18 protein-coding genes are annotated in these 22,059 nt (G+C 62.8%); 7 read left to right on the forward strand and 11 right to left on the reverse strand.

Annotation, left to right across the window (positions count from 1 at the left end):
• Window positions 1-2 precede the first annotated feature (2 nt).
• The 4 genes from KY494_RS24310 to KY494_RS24325 all read right to left on the reverse strand — a co-directional run bounded on the left by KY494_RS24310 (window position 3) and on the right by KY494_RS24325 (window position 4,273).
• A complete protein-coding gene (locus tag KY494_RS24310) occupies window positions 3-2,285 on the reverse strand; it encodes a bifunctional (p)ppGpp synthetase/guanosine-3',5'-bis(diphosphate) 3'-pyrophosphohydrolase (protein WP_219136027.1) in 2,283 nt (760 codons plus the stop codon).
• Between the two features lie 82 nt (window positions 2,286-2,367).
• Window positions 2,368-2,571, reverse strand: coding sequence for a DNA-directed RNA polymerase subunit omega (rpoZ, locus tag KY494_RS24315; protein ID WP_010400723.1), 204 nt, complete (start codon window positions 2,569-2,571; stop codon window positions 2,368-2,370).
• 52 nt (window positions 2,572-2,623) lie between these two features.
• Entirely contained in the window at window positions 2,624-3,262 is a 639-nt protein-coding gene (gmk, locus tag KY494_RS24320; protein ID WP_219888507.1) for a guanylate kinase, read from the reverse strand.
• 120 nt (window positions 3,263-3,382) lie between these two features.
• Complete coding sequence (locus KY494_RS24325) at window positions 3,383-4,273, reverse strand: YicC/YloC family endoribonuclease (RefSeq protein ID WP_219114751.1); 891 nt, start codon at window positions 4,271-4,273, stop codon at window positions 3,383-3,385.
• A 278-nt stretch (window positions 4,274-4,551) separates the two neighbouring features.
• Here KY494_RS24325 and rph point away from each other — a divergent pair, with 278 nt between their 5' ends.
• The 3 genes from rph to hemW all read left to right on the forward strand — a co-directional run bounded on the left by rph (window position 4,552) and on the right by hemW (window position 7,274).
• Complete coding sequence (gene rph, locus KY494_RS24330; RefSeq protein WP_219136028.1) at window positions 4,552-5,280, forward strand: ribonuclease PH; 729 nt, start codon at window positions 4,552-4,554, stop codon at window positions 5,278-5,280.
• A 138-nt stretch (window positions 5,281-5,418) separates the two neighbouring features.
• Entirely contained in the window at window positions 5,419-6,003 is a 585-nt protein-coding gene (rdgB, locus tag KY494_RS24335) for an RdgB/HAM1 family non-canonical purine NTP pyrophosphatase (protein WP_219888508.1), read from the forward strand.
• Window positions 6,000-7,274 (forward strand): radical SAM family heme chaperone HemW, encoded by a 1,275-nt coding sequence (hemW, locus tag KY494_RS24340; protein ID WP_219888509.1) that lies wholly within the window; start codon window positions 6,000-6,002, stop codon window positions 7,272-7,274. Before rdgB ends, hemW begins: the two co-directional genes overlap by 4 nt.
• Here hemW and KY494_RS24345 read toward each other — a convergent pair.
• From KY494_RS24345 to tal, 3 genes are all read right to left on the reverse strand, one after another.
• Complete coding sequence (locus KY494_RS24345; RefSeq protein WP_258194407.1) at window positions 7,271-8,446, reverse strand: tetratricopeptide repeat protein; 1,176 nt, start codon at window positions 8,444-8,446, stop codon at window positions 7,271-7,273. The genes hemW and KY494_RS24345 overlap by 4 nt on opposite strands.
• A 154-nt stretch (window positions 8,447-8,600) precedes the next feature.
• On the reverse strand, window positions 8,601-10,340 hold the full coding sequence (locus tag KY494_RS24350; protein ID WP_219888510.1) for a methyl-accepting chemotaxis protein: 1,740 nt from the start codon (window positions 10,338-10,340) through the stop codon (window positions 8,601-8,603).
• 228 nt (window positions 10,341-10,568) lie between these two features.
• Complete coding sequence (tal, locus tag KY494_RS24355) at window positions 10,569-11,504, reverse strand: transaldolase (protein WP_219136032.1); 936 nt, start codon at window positions 11,502-11,504, stop codon at window positions 10,569-10,571.
• A gap of 168 nt (window positions 11,505-11,672) precedes the next feature.
• Here tal and KY494_RS24360 point away from each other — a divergent pair, with 168 nt between their 5' ends.
• Window positions 11,673-12,335, forward strand: coding sequence for a hypothetical protein (locus KY494_RS24360; protein WP_219888511.1), 663 nt, complete (start codon window positions 11,673-11,675; stop codon window positions 12,333-12,335).
• A gap of 51 nt (window positions 12,336-12,386) precedes the next feature.
• Here the strand turns inward: KY494_RS24360 and KY494_RS24365 are convergent, their stop codons facing one another.
• Window positions 12,387-13,241 carry an SIS domain-containing protein gene (locus tag KY494_RS24365; protein WP_034750862.1) on the reverse strand — a complete coding sequence of 285 codons (855 nt, stop codon included), beginning with the start codon at window positions 13,239-13,241 and terminating at the stop codon, window positions 12,387-12,389.
• A 129-nt stretch (window positions 13,242-13,370) separates the two neighbouring features.
• Window positions 13,371-14,843, reverse strand: a complete 1,473-nt coding sequence (zwf, locus tag KY494_RS24370; RefSeq protein ID WP_219136034.1) for a glucose-6-phosphate dehydrogenase — start codon at window positions 14,841-14,843, stop codon at window positions 13,371-13,373.
• A gap of 551 nt (window positions 14,844-15,394) precedes the next feature.
• Between zwf and KY494_RS24375 the strand changes: the two genes are divergently transcribed.
• A complete protein-coding gene (locus KY494_RS24375; protein ID WP_219888512.1) occupies window positions 15,395-16,348 on the forward strand; it encodes a chemotaxis protein in 954 nt (317 codons plus the stop codon).
• Between the two features lie 127 nt (window positions 16,349-16,475).
• Here KY494_RS24375 and KY494_RS24380 read toward each other — a convergent pair whose 3' ends face one another.
• Entirely contained in the window at window positions 16,476-17,372 is an 897-nt protein-coding gene (locus KY494_RS24380) for an SMP-30/gluconolactonase/LRE family protein (RefSeq protein ID WP_219888513.1), read from the reverse strand.
• Between the two features lie 135 nt (window positions 17,373-17,507).
• On the reverse strand, window positions 17,508-19,172 hold the full coding sequence (pgi, locus tag KY494_RS24385) for a glucose-6-phosphate isomerase (RefSeq protein ID WP_219888514.1): 1,665 nt from the start codon (window positions 19,170-19,172) through the stop codon (window positions 17,508-17,510).
• 336 nt (window positions 19,173-19,508) lie between these two features.
• Between pgi and edd the strand changes: the two genes are divergently transcribed.
• Both edd and eda read left to right on the forward strand, forming a co-directional pair.
• Window positions 19,509-21,422: a phosphogluconate dehydratase gene (edd, locus tag KY494_RS24390; RefSeq protein ID WP_219136038.1), complete on the forward strand. Its 1,914-nt coding sequence runs from the start codon at window positions 19,509-19,511 to the stop codon at window positions 21,420-21,422.
• A 3-nt stretch (window positions 21,423-21,425) separates the two neighbouring features.
• Complete coding sequence (gene eda / locus KY494_RS24395; RefSeq protein WP_219888515.1) at window positions 21,426-22,055, forward strand: bifunctional 4-hydroxy-2-oxoglutarate aldolase/2-dehydro-3-deoxy-phosphogluconate aldolase; 630 nt, start codon at window positions 21,426-21,428, stop codon at window positions 22,053-22,055.
• Window positions 22,056-22,059: the final 4 nt, after the last annotated feature.

Here is a 22,059-nt window from a genome sequence, read left to right on the forward strand (position 1 = left end):
AATCAGTTGCGCTCGCGCAGGATGCGGTTGACACCGGCGACCCGGCGCACGTTGCGCAGCAGGGCGGCCAGGTGGACGCGATCCTTGACCTGCACGGTGAAGCGCAGCTGGTCGAGCACGTTGTCCTTGTCTTCGTCCATGCCCACGTAGATGATGTTGGCGTCGGACTCGCCGATTTCGGCGGCGACTCTCGCCAAAATGCCCCGTTCGCTGTTGATCAGCACCTTGATGCGGCAGTCGAAGCGGCGGTTCAGTTCGGTTCCCCAGCGCACGGCGATCCAGCGGTCCGGCTCCTTGGCGCGCTGGCGTTTCGCTTGCGAGCAGTCGCTCGTGTGCACCAATAGTCCCTGGTCGCGGCGCAGCTGGCCGATGATCTGGTCGCCGGGAATCGGCAAGCAGCACGGCGCCAGCTGCACCGAGACGCCTTCGGTGCCGCAGATGGTAACGGGGTCGAGTTCGCTGCCGCTATTGTGTTCCACGGGCATGCTGGCCGCTTCGCCGCCGATCAGGCCGAAGATGTGGCGCGCCACCAGGGTGGCCATGCGCTTGCCGATGCCGATGTCCGCGTACAGCTCGTCCATGGAATTGGCGCTCGATTCGTTGAGCAGGCGTTCCACCAGCGGCGCCGGCAGGTCGGCATCGATGTTCAGGGTTTGCAGCGCCTGCGACAGCAGCTGCTGGCCCAGGGCGATCGATTCGGGCAGGTTGATCGTGCGCAGATGGTGGCGGATGGCCGAACGGGCCTTGCCGGTGCGCACGAACGACAGCCACGTCGGGCTGGGGCGCGACGAGGAATCGGTGATGATCTCGATGATGTCGCCATTGTGCAGCTCGGTGCGCAGCGGCGAGGTTTCGTTGTTGATTTTCACCGCCACGGTCTGGTCGCCGATGCCCGTGTGGATCGAGTAGGCGAAGTCGATGGCCGTGGCGCCGCGCGGCAGGGCGATGATCTTCGACTTCGGCGTAAACACGTAGACGGAATCGGGGAACAGGTCGACCTTGACGTGTTCGAGGAATTCGGCCGAGTCGCCCGTCTGCTGCTGGATGTCGAGCAGCGATTGTAGCCACGCATGGGTGCGCTGCTGCAAGTCGGACGGGTTCGATTCGCCGCTCTTGTACAGCCAGTGCGCCGCCACGCCCGATTCGGCCGTGCGGTGCATTTCCTGCGTGCGGATCTGGAATTCGACGGGGGTGCCGTATGGGCCGATGACGGTCGTGTGCAGCGACTGGTAGCCGTTCAGCTTGCGAATCGCGATGTAATCCTTGAACTTGCCCGGCATGGGCTTGTACAGGCTGTGCAGGGTGCCCAGGGTCACGTAACAGTCGGCAAAGCTGCCCACCACCACGCGGAAGCCGTACACGTCCAGCACTTGCGAAAACGACAAATGCTTGCTGCGCATCTTTTTATAGATGTCGTACAGGGTCTTTTCGCGGCCCGTGACGTCGGCCTCGAGTTCGGCCATGGACAAGGTGCTTTTCACCGCTTCCATGATCTTGTTGACCACTTCGCGCCGGTTGCCGCGCGCCGCCTTGACGGCTTTCGCCAGCGTGCGGTAGCGCATCGGATACAGGTGCGAGAACGACAGATCCTGCAGCTCGTGGTAAATATTGTTCAGGCCGAGGCGGTGCGCGATCGGCACGTACACTTCCATGGTCTCGCTGGCGATGCGGCGTTTTTTGGCCGCCGTCATGAAGTCCAGCGTGCGCATATTGTGCAGGCGGTCGGCCAGTTTGATCAGGATCACGCGCACGTCGGACGCCATGGCCAGCAGCATCTTGCGGAAGTTTTCCGCCTGCGCTTCGATCTGGCTCTGGAATTCGATCTTTTCCAGCTTCGACAGGCCGTCGACCAGGTGCGCCACCGGTGCGCCGAAGCGTTCGATCAATTCTTCCTTCTTGACGTCCTGGTCTTCCATGACGTCGTGCAGCAGGGCGGCCATGATGGCTTGCGCGTCGAGTTTCCAGTCGGCGCAGATTTCGGCGACGGCGATCGGATGCGAGATATACGGCTCGCCCGAGCGGCGCATCTGGCCCAGGTGCATTTCGTCGGAGAAGCGGTAGGCTTCCTTGACTTTTTTCAGGTCGGCGGGGGACAGGTATTCGGCCAGCTTGTCGGCCAGGTGGCTGACGGAGGCCACGCCCAAGGCGGGTGCTGGCGGTGTCGCGGAGGTGGTCCCGGCGGACGTGCCAGCACCGGACGCGGAAGCGCCCTGTGCTTTTGCCGCCTGGCGCGAGGCCAGCGGCGGCAGTGATGCGGAAGTCGTGTCGGCTGGAGTCAGACTCATAAAACGTCGCGTTGCTTTACAGTGTGAATAAACGATACGGTAGAACCAGGGGTCAGCACTGTTCCGGCACGCGGCTTCCCAATTACATCGGGACCTTTTTCAGCATTTCGATGCCAACTTTACCGGCAGCGATTTCGCGCAGTGCGACAACGGTAGGCTTGTCCTTGGCTTCCACTTTTGGGGTGTGGCCTTGCAACAACTGACGTGCGCGATAGGTCGCAGCCAGGGTCAGCTGGAAACGGTTAGGGATCTGCTTCAGGCAATCTTCGATTGTGATACGGGCCATGGTAACTCCTAAAATTTTTGCGTGGTGCTGTGTGAATTGGCGTGCAGGCTGATTACTCTGCGTGCAGGCCCAGCTGGGCGAATAGCGATGCGTTGCGGGCCGCTTGTTGCGCAAACCGGCAACGGGCCGCTCTCACGATCGCGCTCAGTTCGGACGAAGCGACCGTAAACTCTTCATTGATAATAACATACTCGAACTCGGGAGCGTGTGCGATTTCGCCGCCGGCCGCCAGCAGGCGGCGCGTGATCACGTGCGGCTCGTCCTGGCCGCGCTTGTTCAGGCGCTCTTCCAGCGCATCGATCGATGGCGGCAGGATGAAAATACCGGCCGCGCGGGGGAATTGCTTGCGCACCTGGCGCGCGCCCTGCCAGTCGATTTCCAGCAGGATGTCGGTGCCAGCGGCCATTTGCTGTTCCACCATGATGCGCGAGGTGCCATAGTAATTGCCATGCACTTCCGCCCATTCCAGGAACTCGCCCTGGTCGGCGCGCGCGACAAAGTCTTCCGCCGTCGTGAAGTAGTACTCGCGGCCGTGCTGCTCGCCCGGACGGGGCGCGCGCGTGGTGGTCGAGATCGACAGTTTGATGCCGGGCTCTTGCGCCAGCAATGCATTGACCAGTGTCGATTTGCCGGCGCCCGATGGCGCGGCGACCACGAACAGGCTGCCGGAGAAGGCGGTAGGGTGGCTCATGCGGATCTTTCAATAATCGTGTTGTTGGCGCCGATGCTCGCGCAGGCGGCGCCCAATCCGGTATTTTACCAAGAGGCAAGGCTGTGAGCCAGTCCCAAAGAGGCCGGCATGGCTGGCGGCTTACTCCAGGTTCTGCACCTGTTCGCGCATCTGCTCGATCAGCAGCTTCAAGTCCATCGAGGCGTCGGCCAGTTCCTTGACGGATGCCTTGGCGCCCAGCGTATTGGCTTCGCGATTCAGTTCCTGCATCATGAAGTCGAGGCGCTTGCCCACTTGCCCGCCCTTGGTGAGGATGTGGCGCGTTTCGCCCAGGTGGGCCGACAGGCGCGCCAGTTCTTCCGAGACGTCGATGCGGATGCCGTACAAAATGACTTCCTGGCGGATGCGCTCCATGGCGTCCTGGCGCGACAGGGCCGAATTCGAGCCCTGGCTGGCCAGGCCCAGCGCATCCTGCATGCGCTCGATGGCTTTTTGCTGGAAGGCCGCCACCACTTGCGGAATCAAGGGCGTGATGCGCTTGACGATGGCTTCCATCGCTTCGATGCGCGACACCAGCACCGCTTCGAGCGCCGCGCCTTCGCGCTTGCGGCTGTCGACGAAGGCCGCCACGGTGCGTTTGGTCAGCGCGCCCACGTCCGCCTGCAGGGACTCTTGCCCCACTTGCGCTTCTTCGATGACGCCAGGCCAGCGCAGCAGTTCGGCCACCGTCATGACGGGGGCGGAGACAAAATGCTGGCCCACTTCGTTTTGCAGGCGCGCCAGTTCGGCCAGCAGGGGCACGTTCAGCGCCTGCGTGCCGGCGGTCGCGGCCTTGCGGCCAAAGCTCAGGCGTACCTCGACTTTGCCGCGCGTGATGGCGGACATGACGGCGGCGCGCAAGTCAGGCTCCAGCGCCCGCAGATCGTCGTTGATGCGGAATTGCAGGTCGAGAAAGCGCGAGTTGACGCTCTTGATTTCAATTGTCAGTGTGCCTGCAGCACCTTCGCTGGTGGCAACCGCGTAGCCTGTCATGCTTGAAATGCTCAAAGGATTCCCCGATTTGGTCTTGTATACAGTCACTTATACACTTAATCAGCCAGCGCAGGCAATACCGCCCGCGCCGCGAAACAGGACCGAACTGCGCGATGGCCTGAAAATTGCTGAATAGTGTGCGTTTTACGGCATTGTAAAGAAAATTGTGTTTGGCGGGGCAGGATTGTAGGGATCTTGTGCGCGGGCCGCCCTGCGCCGTGGCATGGCGCCGCGGTGGTAAAATCGCGGCCGCAACCCCAATCACACAGGACATCCCCATGACATTTGAATCCCGCCCGAGCGGCCGCGCCGTCGACGCGCTGCGCGCCATCCGCATCACCCGCCAGTACACCAAGCATGCCGAAGGCTCGGTGCTGATCGAGTGCGGCGACACCAAGGTCATCTGCACCGCCAGCATCGAAGACAAGGTGCCGGGTTTCCTGAAGGGCAAGGGCCAGGGCTGGTTGACGGCCGAGTACGGCATGCTGCCGCGCTCGACGCACACGCGCATGGACCGCGAAGCGGCGCGCGGCAAGCAGTCCGGCCGTACGCAGGAAATCCAGCGCCTGATCGGCCGCTCGCTGCGCGCCGCCTTCGATCTGCAGGCCTTCGGCGAACGCACGCTGCACCTCGATTGCGACGTGATCCAGGCCGATGGCGGCACGCGCACGGCCTCGATCACGGGCGCCATGGTGGCCGCGTATGATGCGTTTTCGCAGCTGCAGGCGCGCGGCGCGATCGCCGCCATCCCCGTGAAAAGCTTCGTCGCCGCCATCTCGGTGGGCGTCTACCAGGGCATGCCGGTGCTGGACCTCGACTATGTGGAAGACTCGGGCTGCGACACGGACATGAACGTGGTGATGACGGAAGCGGGCCACTTCATCGAAGTGCAGGGCACGGCTGAAGGCGCCGCCTTCGACCGCGCCGGCATGAACCGCTTGCTGGACCTGGCGCAGGGCGGCATCGCCGACCTGATCGCCCTGCAAAAGCAATCGCTCGGCATGTAATCTTTACCTAGATTTACATGTTATTGCCCGCCGCGCCGGGCAAAAAGCCCACACCTGCCGCCGTTGAGCGCGGCGGCGGGGCGCGGTGAGGGGGGCGCAAAAGGTTTACAATGTCGGCACTTCAACCGGACTACTGACATGACCCAACGCCTCATCCTCGCCTCCAACAACGCCGGCAAGCTCAAGGAATTCAACGAGCTGCTCTCGACCATCGGTTTTTCCGTCCACGCCCAGGGCGAGTACGCCGTGCCGGAAAGCGACGAACCATTCCACACCTTCGTTGAAAACGCCCTGCAAAAGGCGCGCCACGCGGCGCGTTTGACGGGTTTGCCGGCGCTGGCCGACGATTCCGGCGTGTGCGTGAATGCGCTCGGCGGCGCGCCGGGCGTGTATTCGGCCCGCTATGCGGGCGAGCCGAAATCGGACGCCGCCAACAGCGCCAAACTGATCGCCGACCTGGAAGCGCATGCCGACAAGTCCGCGTACTACTACTGCGTGCTGGTGTACGTGCGCCATGCGGACGACCCGCAACCGGTGATCGCCGACGGCCGCTGGAATGGCGAAATGATCGCCATGGCGCGCGGCACCGGCGGCTTCGGCTACGATCCGCATTTCTTCATTCCCGCGCTGGGCAAGTGCGCGGCCGAACTGACGTCTGATGAAAAGAACGCGCTGTCGCACCGTGGCCAGGCCCTGCGCGCGTTGGTGGAAAAACTGCGATGATCCCGATCAAACTGGTGGGCGCCGTTGCCAAGTCGGCAGCCAGGCCCGGAGCGTCGCCGGCACCGCAGGAAGGCATTTCCGGCGCGGCCGGGGCGGCCCTGAAATACCTGCAGCCGGGCGCGCTGAACCTGACGGCCTTGCCGCCGCTGTCGCTGTACATCCATTTCCCGTGGTGCGTGAAAAAATGCCCGTATTGCGATTTCAATTCGCACGAGGTGCGCGGCGACTTGCCGGAAGCGGAATACCTGGCGGCCCTGCGGCTGGACCTGGAAATGGCGCTGCCGCTGATCTGGGGCCGCAAGATCCACACGATTTTCATCGGCGGCGGCACGCCCAGCCTGATGTCGGCGGCGGGGCTGGACCGGCTGATGTCGGACGTGCGCACCCTGCTGCCCCTGGAACCCGACTGCGAAATCACCATGGAAGCCAATCCGGGCACCTTCGAAGCGGAAAAATTCAAGTCTTACCGGGCCAGCGGCATCAACCGCCTGTCGATCGGCATCCAGAGCTTCAATGGGCGCCATTTGCAGGCGCTGGGGCGCATCCATGACGACAACGAAGCGCGCCGCGCGGTGGACATCGCGCACGCCAATTTCGACAATTTCAATCTCGACCTGATGTACGCGCTGCCCACGCAAACCTTGGACGAGGCGCGGCAGGACCTGGAAACGGCGCTGTCGTTCGCGCCGCCGCACCTGTCGCTGTACCACCTGACCTTGGAACCGAACACCCTGTTCGCCAAGTATCCGCCCGCGCTGCCGGACGACGACGCCAGCGCCGACATCGCCGACATGGTGGCTGAGCGCGCGGCGCAGGCCGGTTACGGCCGCTACGAAGTGTCGGCGTATGCGCAGCCTGGCCGCCAGGCCAGGCACAATCGCAATTACTGGGAATTCGGCGACTACCTGGGCATCGGCGCGGGCGCGCACTCGAAAATCTCGTTCCCGCACCGCGTGCTGCGCCAGGCCCGCTACAAGCAGCCGCGCGCCTACATGGACGCGGTACTGGCCGGCAACCCGGTACAGGAAGAGCGCGAGCTGGCGCGCGAGGAGATGGGTTTCGAATTCATGCTCAATACCCTGCGCCTGACCCAGGGTTTCTCGCCGAACCTGTTCGCCGAGCGCACGGGCCTGGCCATCAACGCCATCGAGCAGCCGCTGAATGCGGCCGAAGCCAAAGGCTTGCTGTACCGCGACCACCAGGTCATCCGCCCGACGGAACGGGGATTGTGCTTCCTGAATGACCTGCAGCAGATGTTCCTGGAGGATTAATGCGCAGTGGCGGCGCGCAGCCGTTGCAGCTTGGCCGCATACAGCCCGTGCTCGCTGCGCGTGGTGCTGTTGTCCATCGCCAGTTCCAGCTGCCGGTCCGCCTGCGCCAGTTGGCCCATGCGCGCATACGCCTGCGCCAGCCAGAAGTGGAATTCGTGGTAGTACGGGTCGCGCGCGATTTCGCGTGAAAACAGGCGGATCGCCTGGACGTAATCGTTTTGCTGCATGGCCGCCTTGCCCAGGTTGAAGTAGTGGAAGGGCGGCTGCGGCTGCAGCGCCAGCAGGCGCCGGCGCAGCGGCAGCGCTTCATCGGGCAGGCCGGACGCTTCCAGCGCCTGCGCCAGGTTCGACAGCAGCAGCGTGTTGTCCGGCGCGCGCATCAGCGCATGGGTCAGCGTGCGCCGCGCTTGCGCCAGGTCGCCATGGCGCAGCTGGATCACGCCCAGGGTGTTGTAGGCGCCGTTGAACGAGGGATCCTGCAGGAGGGCCGCCCTGGCCCACCAGTACGCCTGCTCCAGCTGGCCCTCGCTCATGGTTTCGGCGGCGCGGTTGTTCATGTACATGGCCAGCACGGTCGCTTCGCTGATTTCGCGCGTGCGGTAGCCCGCCACGTCGCCGGACGGCAGGAAGTCGATCACCATCATGCCCTTGGCGTCGTAGTTATTCGGGTTGTCGCCCAGGCGCTGGCCCAGCACCAGGTTGACGTGGCCGGCGACAAAATACATGTCGCCGCTGCGGCTCCAGCTTTCTTCGCCCAGCACCTCCTGGTAGCGCACCTGCAAGCCCAATTCATGCGCCAGCGCCGCCGTCATGATCACCAGCGACAGGCAGTTGCCCTGGCGCGCGGCGAACGTTTCGCGCGCATTGCGGGTCATGGCCGCATCGTATTCGAGTTTCAGCCTGGATTTGTCGTACAGCGCTTCGTACAGCGCCGTGCGGGGATTGCCGTTGTGCGTCGCTTGCCGCACTTGCGTCTGCACATACTGGCGCATGGCGTCGCTGAGGGCGAAGACCTGGCCGGCATCGATGGCGGTGGCCGGCGCAAAATCGCTGTCGTTGAAGATGGGGGGCAAGCTGACGGGCGGCGCGGCGGCGCAGGCGGCCAGCGCGGCGCAGAGCAGGGCGGCAAGCAGGCGCATGAAGCAAGCGGCGGAAACAAGATAGGGGCGCACGGTCTCTCCCTGAAGGCGCCGGCTGTCTCATGTCGCGGTGGCGCGCCAGTCCCACCTGAAACCAGTATCGGCGCGCCTGGCGCCGCTGTCAAATAGTTTCAAGCGCCTTGCCGCCGCCTGCACGGTGCCTGAGGCAGGGCTTAACACCGCGGGCTTAAAACTCTTCCCAGTCCTGCTCGCCGGCGACGTGCGATGGCGTTTTGTGCGCCGCAGCACCGGCTGCCCTGGGTGCGGCCGGCTTGCTGGCCGTCGCCTGGGACTGGCGCCGCGTCGCCAGCCGCGGCGGCGCGGCGGTGGCGGTCCTGGCCGGCCGCGCGGCGCGTACCGGCGCCACTGCCGGCGTCACGTGTTCGAGCTGGAAGCCGGCCGCCACCTGCGCCAGGCGCGCCGCCTGATCCTGCATGCTTTCGGCCGCCGCCGCCGCTTCCTCCACCAGGGCCGCATTTTGCTGCGTTACCTGGTCCATCTGCGCGATGGCCTGATTGACCTGGTCGATCCCCATGCTTTGCTCGGCGCTGGCGGCGGTGATCTCGGCCATGATGTCGGTGACGCGGCGCACGCTGTCGACCACTTCGTCCATGGTGTTGCCGGCCTGCTGCACCAGCCGGGTGCCGTTGTTGACCTGTTCCACCGAGTCGCCGATCAGGGTCTTGATTTCGTGCGCCGCCGCGGCCGAGCGCTGCGCCAGGCTGCGCACTTCCGTGGCCACGACGGCAAAGCCGCGCCCCTGCTCGCCGGCGCGCGCCGCTTCGACGGCCGCGTTCAATGCCAGGATATTCGTCTGGAAGGCGATGCCGTCGATGACGCCGATGATGTCGACGATTTTCGTCGACGCCGTGTCGATGGCGCCCATGGTATCGACCACCTGGCTGACGATGCTGCCGCCCCGTTCGGCCACGCTGGACGCGGCGACCGCCATCTGGTTGGCCTGGCGCGCATTGTCCGCATTCTGTTTCACGGTGCTGGTCAATTCTTCCATCGACGACGCCGTCTCTTCCAGCGAACTGGCTTGCTGCTCCGTGCGCGCCGACAGATCCTGGTTGCCGGCGGCGATTTCGCCCGATGCCGTGGCAATCGCATTGGTACCCGTCTGCACTTCCGACACCACCTTGCGCAGTGCCTCGTTCATGCCGTGCAGCGCGCGCATCAGGTCGCCGATTTCATCGCTGGCCGCCGTGCCGAAATGCGTGCGCAAGTCGCCCGCGGCGACCGTTTCCGCCACCTTCACGGCCGCCTGCAGGGGCGCGGTGATCGACCGTGTGATCAGCCAGGCGCAGACGCTGCCCAGGGCCACCACCAGCGCGCACAGCAACAACAACAGGGTGATGCTGCGCTCATTGGCGGCCTCGATGGCGTACGCCGTCGCGTCGATGGCCTGGCGCTGCTGCGCCAGCAGCGCCTTGACGTTGTTCTGGTACCGGGTGGCGGCGGGCGCGAAGCTGTCGCGGTACGCACTTTCCGCCAGGGCCGCATTGCCGCCCTTGCGCGCGTTCATCACCTGGGTCTTGGCATCCTGGTATTTGACGCGTTCCGCGATGGAGGCCTTGAAGATGGCTTTTTCTTCTTCACTGACGAGCAGGGTTTCGATTTGCTTCAGCAGTTCGCTGCCCTGTTTCGTGCTGTCGGCGATGGTGTCGGCAAACACGCTGGACAGGGTTTCATCCGTGCTCCGGGCAATCATCGAGGTGCGCGCGATGGCCGAGTAAATCAGCACATACCAGTCCGATACCAGGCGTTCCTTGGCCAGCGGTTTTTCCATCATTTCCCGCGTCGCTTCGGCATTCGCGCGGGCACTGTACAGCGCGTACGAGGTGGAGATCACGGACAGCAGCAGTACCAGCGCGAAGCCTGCCGCCAGGCGGGTGCCGATACGAAGGTGGGAGAGGGCGTGCATGGTCATAACTCCTGTCGCAGAGGGGATTTAATTGCCTGTGCGACATAGTATGCACCGATAAGTGACCAAGAGGTGAGCGAAAAAAGTGCCTGTTTTGGTGACTGTTGCAGCCACGCCCGTGCTACAGATCGCCCGCCTGGCGCCAGTCGCGCATGGGCGCCAGGGCGAGACGAAAAAAAGCGGCGCCGTGCAGTGCACGGACGCCGCTTTTTGCGGGGGCATTGGCGATTAACGCAGCGCCGCGATCATCTGTTTCAGCTTGCCGGAATCGACGCAGAAGGCGCGGATGCCTTCGGCCAGCTTCTCCGTCGCCATCGCGTCTTCATTCATCATGAAACGGAAGGCTTCTTCGTTGAGCGACATGTGCACGACGTTGGTTGATGGCGCCGCTTCGGCGCTCAGCTTGCGCTCCACGGGTGCATCGCTGTCGGCCAGCTTTTGCAGCAGGTCGGGGCTGATGGTGAGCAGGTCGCAGCCGGCCAGTTCGAGGATTTGCGACGTGTTGCGGAAGCTCGCGCCCATCACCTCGGTCTTGTAGCCGAACTTGCGGTAGTAGTTGTAGATGCGCCGGACCGACTGCACGCCCGGGTCTTCCGCGCCCATGTAATCGATGCCCGTCGATTTCTTGTACCAGTCGTAGATGCGGCCGACGAACGGCGAAATGAGCTGCGCGCCCGCTTCGGCGCAGGCGATGGCCTGTGCCAGCGAGAACAGCAGGGTCATGTTGCAGCGGATGCCTTCCTTTTCCAGGATGGCGGCGGCGCGGATGCCTTCCCAGGTGGAGGCGATCTTGATCAGCACGCGCTCGCGTGGAATGCCCGCGTTCGAATACAGGGCGATCAGGTCGCGGCCCTTGGCCACCGTGCCATCCGTGTCGAATGACAGGCGCGCATCGACTTCGGTGGAGACGCGGCCGGGGATGGTTTGCAGGATTTCCACGCCAAACGCGATCAGCAGGCGGTCGATGATTTCGGCGGTGGAGGCGTTCGGATGGTCGCGCACGGCCTTTTCCAGCAGCGGCTTGTATTCATCCTTCTGCACGGCCTTCAGGATCAGCGACGGATTCGTCGTCGCGTCGCGCGGCGTGTAGGCCTGAATCGATTGGAAGTCGCCGGTGTCGGCCACCACGGTAGTAAATTGCTTCAGTTGTTCGAGTTGGTTCATGGCTGCACGGGAAAGAGTGAATGGGCTTGCCGGACTATTGTACCGAATCCATTGCATGTGGGATCCACTATTGTCTTCCCCTGGCGCTACTTGCCTAATTGAATCTTGCTTTTTTGGGAATGCACGCATAATTGCCCGGACTTGTCTGTTTTATACATTTTTCCGATCATGAAAAAAATTATCCTCATCCTGTTGTCCCTGTCCATGCTGGCCGCCTGCAATGTCAGGGAGAACGATGATCGATTGCAAACAGAGTTAAGTGAGCAAACTTTTACGACCACTTCCTATAACTACACGCCGTACGACCTGTATTCCATTGCGTACAAGGAAATCTCGCTGCCCTTCAATATCGATGACGCGCCCAGCGGCGGCTCGATTTTTTTTCGCGACGCCAGCGAGAGGATACTGGAGAATGGTGAAAAAGTTGCCGTCAGCATTGGCAATTGCTGTTTAAGCTGGGACCGGCCGGTCGACAAGCCGCTGAGGGTGCGGGTGGTGTGGAGCGTGGTGTTCGACACGAGCTACCACGATGGAAAATCGAGCATGTCTTATGATAAACGCACTTCCAGACAAGGTTCTCCTGGCAGCCGCTGGTGCCAGGCCATGGTCGACATTCTTCCCGCGACAGGTCCAGATCGCCCGGACACCGTGCAGTTGCACTTTCTTGCCGATGGCACGGTGCAGGCACGGCTGGGAACATTCAAGACCGATGCGCCGCTTGCTGCCGCAGAGGTGAAATTGCATGCCACGCGCCTTCCCCAGGGGCAGTTCTGCAGGCAAGAAATTGAGAATCCTTTCTATGCCATCCCCCGCAAGCCGCATCTGGAATGACGGATGGGCAAAGCGACTGCGCCGCTCAGCGCGGCTGGCGCCGATCGGAGATCAACCGATGAAGGAGTCGAACTGCATGTCGAATTCCTGCAAGGCCTTCTGTGCATTCTGCATCTTCTTGCGGAATTCAGGCCCGCGCTGCAGGGCCAGGCCCACGGCCAGCACGTCGATCACCACCAGGTAGGCCAGGCGCGCGGAAATCGGGGTGTAGGGATCGGTGTTGAAGACCAGGTCGATCGGGATCAGCACCGTCGCCAGGTCGGCCAGCGGCGTGCCCGATGGGGCCAGCACGACGACGTCGGCGCCGCCGCGGCGCGCCAGTTTTACTGAGCGTACCAGGGCGGGACTGTTGCCGCGCTGCGAGATGGCCACCAGGCAGTCGCCGCCGCGCAGCAGGGCCGCCGCGATGCTGTGGATGTTCGGATCGCTGTAGGCCACCGTCGGCACGCCCGAGCGGAAGAACTTGTGTTGCGCGTCGGCCGCGACGATGCCGGACGTGCCCTGGCCATAGAATTCGATCTTGCTGGCGCGCGACAGGATGTCGAGCGCGCGCTGGATCGCTTCCGGGTTCAGGTTGTTGCGCAGGTCGAGCAGGGTATTGATCGAGCGGCTGCAAATCTTGTTGACCAGGTCGGCCGCCAGGTCGTCCTGCGCCGGCTGCTCGTTCGCGCCCGGCATGGCCAGGGCCAGGCCTTGCGCCAGTTTCAGCTTGAATTCATGCCAGCCGTCATAGCCCAGGGTGCGGCAAAAGCGCACCACGGTCGGTTCCGACACCTGCGCGCTTTTCGCCAGCGCCGTGATGTTCTGGCTGACCGTCTGGTTCGGCTGGTCAAGCACGGCCAGCGCGACCTTCTTCTCCGACTTGGAGAGCGAATCGAGCTGGGTGCGGATGGAGTCGAGTAGCATTGATTAATCTTCTGGCGTAATGCCGTAAGTTTGCGTCCTTTTCACCCCAAAAGCAAAGTTCCGGGGTCGGACCCTCAGGGTCCGACCCCAGTATTTCACCGTTCAGGGTTAAGCCAAATCTTAACGGCTTCAGTCCTCTGGCAAGGCTTCTTCACGCCATTGCAAGCCGTCGCGGCCGATCAGGGCGCTGGCCGCGGCCGGGCCCCAGGTGCCGGCCGTGTACGGAATCGGCGCGCTGTCGTTCTGTTCCCAGTTGTCGAGAATCGGCTCGACCCATTCCCAGGCCGCTTCCAGTTCGTCGCCGCGCATGAACAGGGTCAGCTGGCCGCGCAGCACGTCGAGCAGCAATCGCTCGTAGGCGTCCATGCGCGGCGTCTTGAACGATTCGCGGAAATCGAGTTCCAGTTCCGCCGGTTTCAGGCGCATGCCGTCGCCCGGGGTTTTTGCCATCAGGTTCATGCGCAAGCCTTCGTCCGGCTGCAAACGGATCACCAGGCAGTTCGGCTGGAAGCTCGACGTGGGCTGGTTGAAGATCGAGTGCGGAATCTGCTTGAAGCGCACGACGATTTCGGCCAGGCTGTCGGCCATGCGCTTGCCCGTGCGCAGGTAGAACGGCACGCCGGCCCAGCGCCAGGTGTCGATTTCCGCCTTCAGCGCGACGAAGGTCTCGGTGCGCGAATGTTCCGGCGCGTCCGGCTCGTCGCGGTAGCTCGGCACGGTGGCGCCATCGACGTGGCCGGCGCGATACTGGCCGCGCACGATGTTTTGCGCCAGCGTGGTGGGCGTGAATTTTTTCAGCGAGCGCAACACTTGCAGCTTTTCATCGCGCACGGCGTCCGGCGCGATCGAGGTCGGCGGTTCCATGGCGACGATGCACAGCAGTTGCAGCAAGTGGTTTTGCAGCATGTCGCGCAGCGCGCCCGAGGTGTCGTAGTAACCCATGCGGTTGCCCACGCCCAGTTTCTCGGCGATGGTGATCTGCACGTCGGAAATCCATTCGCGGCGCCACAGCGGCTCGAACAGGATATTGCCGAAGCGCAGGGCCAGCAAGTTCTGCACGGTTTCCTTGCCCAGGTAATGGTCGATACGGTAGATCTGCGATTCCTGGAAGACCTTGCCCACTTCGGCGTTGATCTGCTTGGCGCTGGCCAGGTCGCGGCCCAGCGGCTTTTCCAGCACCACGCGCGAATTCGGCGTGACCAGGCCGTTGTCTTGCAGGTTGTCGCAGATCAAGGCAAACAAGTGCGGCGGCGTGGCCAGGTAGTACACGCGCGTCAGCTCGGCATCGCCGCGCAGCGCTTCGACCAGCGGCGCGTACGTTGTCGCATCGCTGGCGTTGAGCGACACATACACGATGCGCGCGCAGAATTTGCTCCAGGTGGCGGCATTCAGGGTGCTGGCCTTGATGTGGGGACGCGAATTGGTCTCTACCATCTTCAGGAAGGCATCCTGGCCGCTGTCCTGGCGGCCCACACAGATGATGCGCGCCGTCGGCGGCAAATCGTTCGCGACGTCGCGCGCATACATTGCAGGCAGCAACTTGCGCATTGCTAAATCGCCGCTGCCGCCAAACAGGACCAGGTCAAAATCGGTAAGTGCCATAAGTGAGTGTCGTCGCAAAAGTAAAAGAGCCGGAGCGGGGAGGAGGCCGACCGGAAGTGCCAGTCTGTCGCTACTATCATTCTGTGGTGTAAATTTACTACGTAGAACCGGCAATTGCAAGAAATTTTACTACATTACATGCGCTGGCGTCGCCATTTTGCCCCGTATGCTTGCAGGCGGCGCTGGCAGGACCATTATATGCCGTTCGCTGGCGCAGGTACGTCGTCATGGATGGCGCAGGGCTTTTCAAAGCAACCATGGTTGCCAGGGAAATTTTCGGTTCTCTCCGTCATCATTTGCGCTGTAGCAACAAGCAAATCAAGAAATGCTGTCAGGATCGCTGTTAGCAGCGTAAAGTAGCTTTGAAGAAAGTAAAAAACCGTATAATTCAAGCTAAAATCGATAGCAACTATTGGTTGTACTACACTGCACTGTTAGCGCCGGCCATGCCCCGAACCCGCCATCCGACGTCTGTGCGACGTGCAGTCCGCACTGTCCGCAGTATCATGGGTAGGCAGACTTAACTTTACAAGACGGCTTAAGGGGACACAATGAATTCAATGCAGCAAGATGTCGATGAACGCACCAGCCTGACAGGCAATAACAAATTCGAACTGTTCCTGTTCAAGCTGGGCACCAGTGATCACTCGACCAGCCGCGAACTGTTCGGCATCAATGTGTTCAAAGTCCGTGAAATCATGGAAATGCCGGCCATTACGGCGGTGGCCGGGTCGCACCCGCACATGCTGGGCGTGGTCAATATCCGTGGCCAGATCGTGCCCGTGATCGACTTGCCGATGGCGGTCGGTTGCAAGAGCAGCGGTTTGAAGATCCTGATGGTGACGGAATTCGCCCGTTCGACGCAGGCGTTTGCCGTGGAAGAGGTCGATGAAATCGTGCGCCTCGAATGGAACCAGGTGCTGTCGGCCGAATCGAGCGTCGGTGGCGGCCTCGTCACCAGCATCGCCCGCCTCGATGGCGACACGGACAAGACGCGCCTGGCGCAAGTGCTGGACGTGGAGCAAATCCTGCGCAACGTGCTGCCGTCGGGCGACCCGGACGTGGACGAAAGCAGCATCGGCCCGCAAGTGCGCTTGCCGGCCGGCGCCGTGATCCTCGCGGCCGACGATTCCTCGCTGGCCCGCTCGCTGATCGAGAAGGGCCTCGAAGCGATGGGCGTGCCCTTCATCATGACCAAGACGGGCAAGGAAGCGTGGGAACGCCTGCAGGCGATCTCGGCCCAGGCGGCCACCGAAGGCAAGACGGCGAAAGACAAGGTCGCGCTGGTGCTGACCGACCTGGAAATGCCGGAAATGGATGGTTTCACCCTGACGCGCAACATCAAGAACGATGGCCGCTTCTCCAACATCCCCGTGGTGATCCACTCGTCGCTGACGGGCTCGACCAACGAAGACCACGTCAAGGGCGTGGGCGCCGATGGTTATGTGGCCAAGTTTGTGGCGGCGGAATTGGCGGAAACCATCCGCAAAGTGCTGGCGCGGTAAGCTGAAGCAACTGTAGGTCGGATTAGCGGCGTACGCCGCGTAATCCGACACCGCCATGGACAACAGTGAGCGTAAAAAAAGCGCCGGTACCCGCGAGGGTCCGGCGCTTTTTCATGCTGGCAAACGATTACGCCTGATACAGGTGTTCCGGCTGGCCCGCCACGTCCACGCGCACGGACAGCACGTGGCCCGTCAACGGGTAGTCGGCGAGTTCGGCGGCGGAACGGTTGTGGCTGGCGCTGGTGATGTACAGCGTGCGCAGGTCGGGGCCGCCGAACGTCACCATGGTGGGGCAGCGCACGGGCACGGTAATTTCACCGAGCAAATGGCCATCGGGGGCGAAGCGCAAGATCTTGCCGCCTTCAAACATGGCCGACCAGTAATTTCCTTCGCTGTCGACGGCCGCGCCATCGGGGCGCCCGCCGTAGTCAGCTGCTTTCTTGTCCGTGGAAAAGCGCTGGAATGGTTGCGGCGCGGAAATGGCTCCCGTGGCCGCGTCGAAGTCGAAGCGGTCGATGCGGTGCGTGGTGGTATCGGCGTGATACATGGTGTGTTTGTCCGGGCTGAAGCCCAGGCCGTTCGACACGGTCATGCCGCCCGACCAGACCTTGCGTACTTGTCCCTTTTCCAGCACGAACATTTCCGCCGCATCGGCGCTGCGCGGCTCGAAAATCGTGCCGACCCAGAAGCGGCCCGCCGGGTCGACCTTGCCATCGTTGAAGCGCGTGGTGGCCATGTCGAATGGCGCCGGGGCGATTTCCGCCAGGCTGCCCGTCTTTGTGTCGAGGTGGGCAAAGCCGCTGCGCAAGGCCACGATCAGGCCGCCGCCCGCATTGATGGCCAGCGCCGACGGTTCCGTCGGCATGCTCCACTGTTCATGCTTGCCGCTGGCCGGGTGCAAGCGGTGCACGGCGCGGCCATCGATGTCGACCCAGTACAGGGCCGCTTCCTTGCCATGCCATAGCGGGCATTCGCCCACTTGCATGGGTTTGTCGCTGACTACCTTGATCTCGTAAATATTCATCTATCTCTTTTTAGTACACCGATCAAAACCTACTGCGCGTCGTGATTTACGGTCTGCGATGCTCACTGTACCTTCGTACAGTTGCGCTTCTCGACCGCAACTCCCTTCCGCTCGCTACGGTTTTGTTCGGTGTTGTTAATATGCGGCTTTTGCTGCTTTCGCCAGGGCAATCAAGCCATTGGTCGAGCTGTCGTGGTGGTCGGGACGGGCTTCGCCCGTCAGTTCGGCCTGGATTTTCTTGGCCAGCACCTTGCCCAGTTCCACGCCCCACTGGTCGAAACTGTTGACGTTCCACAAGACGCCCTGCACGAAGGTCTTGTGCTCGTACAGCGCGATCAGGGCGCCCAGGGTGGTCGGCGTCAGCTGGTCCATCAAAATGGTGTTGCTGGGGCGGTTGCCGGGGAAGGTCTTGTGCGGCACCAGCGCCTCGATTGCGTTTTCCGGCAAGCCTTGCGCCTGCAGGTCCATGCGCACTTCCTCGCCCGTCTTGCCCGTCATGAAGGCTTCCGACTGGGCGAAGCAGTTGGCCAGCAGGGCGTCGTGGTGGCCCGGCAAGTCGTGCGTGGCGCGCAGGGCGGCGATGAAGTCGATGGGGGTAATATCGGTGCCCTGGTGCAGCAGCTGGAAATACGCGTGCTGCGCATTCGTGCCGCAATCGCCCCAGATGACGGGGCCGGTGGGCACGTCGACGGGCACGCCATCCTTGGTGACGCGCTTGCCGTTGCTTTCCATGTCCAGCTGTTGCAGATAGGCGGCGAAGCGGCTCAAGTCCTGGTGATACGGCGCGATGGAGACGGAGCCGCAATCGAGGAACTGGCGGTTCCAGAAGCCCACCATGGCCAGCACGACGGGCATGTTCTGTTCCAGCGGTGCCTGGCGGAAGTGTTGATCCATCGCATGCGCGCCGGCGAGGAAATCGCTGAAGTATTCAAAGCCCACGGACAGCGCCACGGCCAGGCCGATCGACGACCAGACGGAATAGCGGCCACCGACCCAGTCCCAGAACGGGAACATGTTTTCCGGCGAAATGCCGAAGTCGACGATGGCTTGCGTGTTGGTCGAGACGGCCACAAAATGTTGCGCCAGGTCCTTTTCTTCGCCTTCGAGCAGGAACCAGGCGCGCGCCGTGTTGGCGTTGAGCATGGTTTCAGCGGTAACAAAGGTTTTCGAGGCCACGATGAACAAGGTCGTTTCCGGATCGACTTTCGACAGGGTCGCTTCCATGTCGTGCCCGTCGACGTTGGACACAAAGTGCATTTCCAGGCCCGGGTTGGCATACGAGCGCAGCGCCAGGCAAGCCATTTTCGGACCCAGGTCCGAGCCGCCGATGCCGATGTTGACGATGTCGCAAATCGGCTTGCCCGTGTGGCCGAGCCAGCTGCCATTGCGGACCTTGTCCGTAAATGCCTTGACGCGCTGCAGCACATCTTGCACGTCGGCATCGATATCCTGGCCATCGACCACCAGCGCGGTGCCGCGTGGCGCGCGCAAAGCGGTATGCAGAACGGCCCGATGTTCGGTAAGATTGATTTTCTCGCCAGTGAACATGGCTTCGCGCTGCGCTTCCACGCCGCGTTCGCGGGCCAGGTCCATCAGCAGCGCCATGGCGGTGGCGTCGACGCGGTTCTTCGAGTAATCGAGCAGCAGGCCGGCCGCATCGACCGTCATCGTCGAGAAACGCGCGGGGTCAAGAGCGAACAGCTGGCGCAGATGCACTTCGCGCAGGCTGGCGCTGTGCGCTTGCAGGGACTGGAAACTGGCGGTGGCGGTGATGGCAGGAGTAGGTGCTGGCTGGCGCATGGCGGTCGGCTTGGGTGCTTGTCTCGGTTGAAAGGAGCGCGGCGCGTTCATCATGGCGAACGTGGGTGCCGGCGTTGGTATGAGAATAATACATCACAAAAACGTAATTTCACTACAGTTTATGACGTGAAGCCGATTTTGTCGTGCTTTTTTTAGCGATTGCGGCAGTCGCATATAAGAGATAGGTTGGCGGCTGCGGATACGCGATATTGCCTGGGTTGGCTTTGAGACGCCGCAATTTGTGGCTTATTTCTGTTGTTGGCCCATGCAAGAGTGCTTCTTCTTCACCGTTTTGTAGTAAAATTTCACGAAATACTCATTTTTAAGGAAATCCATATGGCGCTGCATCCAGTAGTCGAATCCGTAACAGCGCGCATCATCGCGCGCAGCCGGCCATCGCGCGGCGCCTATCTGGCGCATCTGGATGCGGCCCGCATCCAGGGCGTGCAGCGCGGCGCCTTGTCGTGCACCAACCTGGCGCACGGCTTTGCCGCCTTTCCCGTCAACGACAAGCTGTCGCTGAAAGAATACAAGAAGCCGTCCGTGGCCATCGTTTCCTCGTACAACGACATGCTGTCGGCGCACCAGCCGTTCGAAGGCTTCCCGCAGATCATCAAGCAAGCCGTGCGCGAAGTGGGCGCCGTGGCCCAATTCGCCGGCGGCGTGCCCGCCATGTGCGATGGCGTGACGCAAGGCCAGCCAGGCATGGAATTGTCGCTGTTTTCGCGCGACACCATCGCCATGTCGACCGCCGTGGCGCTGTCGCACAATATGTTCGACGCCGCCCTGTACCTGGGCGTGTGCGACAAGATCGTGCCGGGCCTGTTGATCGGCGCGCTGCACTTCGGCCACTTGCCGGCCGTCTTCGTGCCGGCCGGTCCGATGACGTCGGGTCTGTCGAACCAGGAAAAAGCCAAGGTGCGCCAGCTGTATGCGCAAGGCAAGGCCACGCGCGAAGACTTGCTCGAAGGCGAATCGAAAGCCTACCACGGCGCCGGCACCTGTACTTTTTATGGTACCGCCAACAGCAACCAGATGCTGATGGAAGTGATGGGCCTGCACTTGCCGGGCGCCGCCTTCATCACGCCGAACACGCCGCTGCGCGATGCGCTGACCAAGGCCGCCGCCCAGCGCGCCGCCGGCATCACGGCGCAAAGCGCCAATTACTTGCCAGTCGGCCATATCGTCGACGAGAAATGTATCGTCAACGCCGTCGTGGGCTTGCTGGCCACGGGCGGTTCGACCAACCATACCTTGCACCTGGTGGCGATCGCCAAGGCGGCCGGCATCGTCATCGACTGGAACGATTTTAACGAACTGTCGGCCATCGTGCCGATGCTCACGCGCATCTACCCGAACGGCGACGCCGACGTGAACCATTTCCACGCGGCCGGCGGCACCGGTTATCTGATCCGCGAATTGCTCGATGCGGGCTTGCTGCACGAGGACGTCAACACCATCCTGGGCCACGGCTTGCGCGCGCACTGCATGGAGCCGTTCCTCGGTGAAGACGGCAAGGTGTTCTGGAAAGACGCACCGGCCGCCAGCGCCGACGAAAACGTGCTGCGCCCTGCCTCGAACCCGTTCGCGCCGGACGGCGGCATGGTCCTCGTCGCGGGCAACCTGGGCCGCGCCGTGATGAAGGTGTCGGCCGTCAAGCCGCAGCACCGCACGGTCGAAGCGCCTGCGCTGGTGTTCAATTCGCAGGAAGAGTTCATGAACGCCTACAAGGCGGGCATCCTGGACCGCGACTTCGTCGCCGTGCTGCGCTTCCAGGGCCCGCGCGCCAACGGCATGCCGGAATTGCATGCGCTGACGCCCGCGCTGGCCAACCTGCAGGATGCGGGCCGCCACGTGGCGCTGGTCACCGATGGCCGCATGTCGGGCGCGTCGGGCAAGGTGCCGGCCGCCATCCACGTCTCGCCTGAAATCCTCGCCGGCGGCCCGCTGGGCCTGGTGCGCGACGGCGACATCATCCGCCTCGACGCGTTTACCGGCGTATTGGAAGCGCTGGTGCCGGCCGACGTCTGGCACGCGCGTGCGCTGGTCACGGCCGACCTGTCGCCGAACCACGTCGGCATGGGCCGCGAGCTGTTTTCCATGTTCCGTTCCACCGTCAGCGCGGCGGAAGAGGGTGCCACCACCTTCGGCCTGCCGTCGCCGATTCCCACCACCGTCGCCTTGCACGACGCCGACAATGTCGGTGATACCGTACCCGGTTCCGATGAAGACTTTTTGGCTAGGAAATAAGAGATGACCATGACACTACTGGAAATTATGCGCACTTCGAGCGTGATCCCCGTGATTGCGATCGACGATCCTGAACACGCCGTACCGCTGGCGCGCGCGCTGGTGGCGGGCGGCATCCGCGTGCTGGAAGTGACCCTGCGCACCAAGCACGGCCTCGAAGCGATCCGCGCCATGTCGGAAGTGCCAGGCGCCATCGTCGGCGTCGGCACGCTCACCCGCCCAGAGGAATTTGCCCTGGCGCGCGATGCGGGCGCCGTGTTCGGCGTCTCGCCAGGCCTGACTTCCGCCCTGGTGGCGGCGGCGAAAAGCAGCGGCCTGCCCTTGCTGCCAGGCGTGATGACGCCAGGCGAAGTGATGGCGGCGCGTGAAAACGGCTTCCAGCAGCTGAAACTGTTCCCGGCCGTGCCGGCCGGCGGCATCGGCATGCTCAACGCGATTTACGGCCCGCTGCCGGACATCACGTTCTGCCCGACGGGCGGCATCTCGCAAGAGACGGCGTCGCAGTTCCTGGCATGCAAGAACGTCGCCTGCGTGGGCGGCTCGTGGCTGACGCCGAAAGACGCGATCGCGGCCGGTAACTGGGACCGCATCACGGAAATCGCGAAAGCGGCCAGCGGTTTACGATCCGCGTAAGCGG

The sequence above is a fragment of the Janthinobacterium sp. PAMC25594 genome (genome assembly GCF_019443505.1).
In the GTDB taxonomy this organism is placed as follows: domain Bacteria; phylum Pseudomonadota; class Gammaproteobacteria; order Burkholderiales; family Burkholderiaceae_D; genus Janthinobacterium.

Bases quoted from the DNA above. Each gene is read 5' to 3' on its own strand.
- KY494_RS24310 (WP_219136027.1), bottom strand. From the start codon at position 2,285: ATGAGTCTGACTCCAGCCGACACGACTTCCGCATCACTGCCGCCGCTG.
- rpoZ (WP_010400723.1), bottom strand. From the start codon at position 2,571: ATGGCCCGTATCACAATCGAAGATTGCCTGAAGCAGATCCCTAACCGT.
- gmk (WP_219888507.1), bottom strand. From the start codon at position 3,262: ATGAGCCACCCTACCGCCTTCTCCGGCAGCCTGTTCGTGGTCGCCGCG.
- KY494_RS24325 (WP_219114751.1), bottom strand. From the start codon at position 4,273: ATGACAGGCTACGCGGTTGCCACCAGCGAAGGTGCTGCAGGCACACTG.
- rph (WP_219136028.1), top strand. From the start codon at position 4,552: ATGACATTTGAATCCCGCCCGAGCGGCCGCGCCGTCGACGCGCTGCGC.
- rdgB (WP_219888508.1), top strand. From the start codon at position 5,419: ATGACCCAACGCCTCATCCTCGCCTCCAACAACGCCGGCAAGCTCAAG.
- hemW (WP_219888509.1), top strand. From the start codon at position 6,000: ATGATCCCGATCAAACTGGTGGGCGCCGTTGCCAAGTCGGCAGCCAGG.
- KY494_RS24350 (WP_219888510.1), bottom strand. From the start codon at position 10,340: ATGCACGCCCTCTCCCACCTTCGTATCGGCACCCGCCTGGCGGCAGGC.
- tal (WP_219136032.1), bottom strand. From the start codon at position 11,504: ATGAACCAACTCGAACAACTGAAGCAATTTACTACCGTGGTGGCCGAC.
- KY494_RS24360 (WP_219888511.1), top strand. From the start codon at position 11,673: ATGAAAAAAATTATCCTCATCCTGTTGTCCCTGTCCATGCTGGCCGCC.
- KY494_RS24365 (WP_034750862.1), bottom strand. From the start codon at position 13,241: ATGCTACTCGACTCCATCCGCACCCAGCTCGATTCGCTCTCCAAGTCG.
- zwf (WP_219136034.1), bottom strand. From the start codon at position 14,843: ATGGCACTTACCGATTTTGACCTGGTCCTGTTTGGCGGCAGCGGCGAT.
- KY494_RS24375 (WP_219888512.1), top strand. From the start codon at position 15,395: ATGAATTCAATGCAGCAAGATGTCGATGAACGCACCAGCCTGACAGGC.
- KY494_RS24380 (WP_219888513.1), bottom strand. From the start codon at position 17,372: ATGAATATTTACGAGATCAAGGTAGTCAGCGACAAACCCATGCAAGTG.
- pgi (WP_219888514.1), bottom strand. From the start codon at position 19,172: ATGCGCCAGCCAGCACCTACTCCTGCCATCACCGCCACCGCCAGTTTC.
- edd (WP_219136038.1), top strand. From the start codon at position 19,509: ATGGCGCTGCATCCAGTAGTCGAATCCGTAACAGCGCGCATCATCGCG.
- eda (WP_219888515.1), top strand. From the start codon at position 21,426: ATGACCATGACACTACTGGAAATTATGCGCACTTCGAGCGTGATCCCC.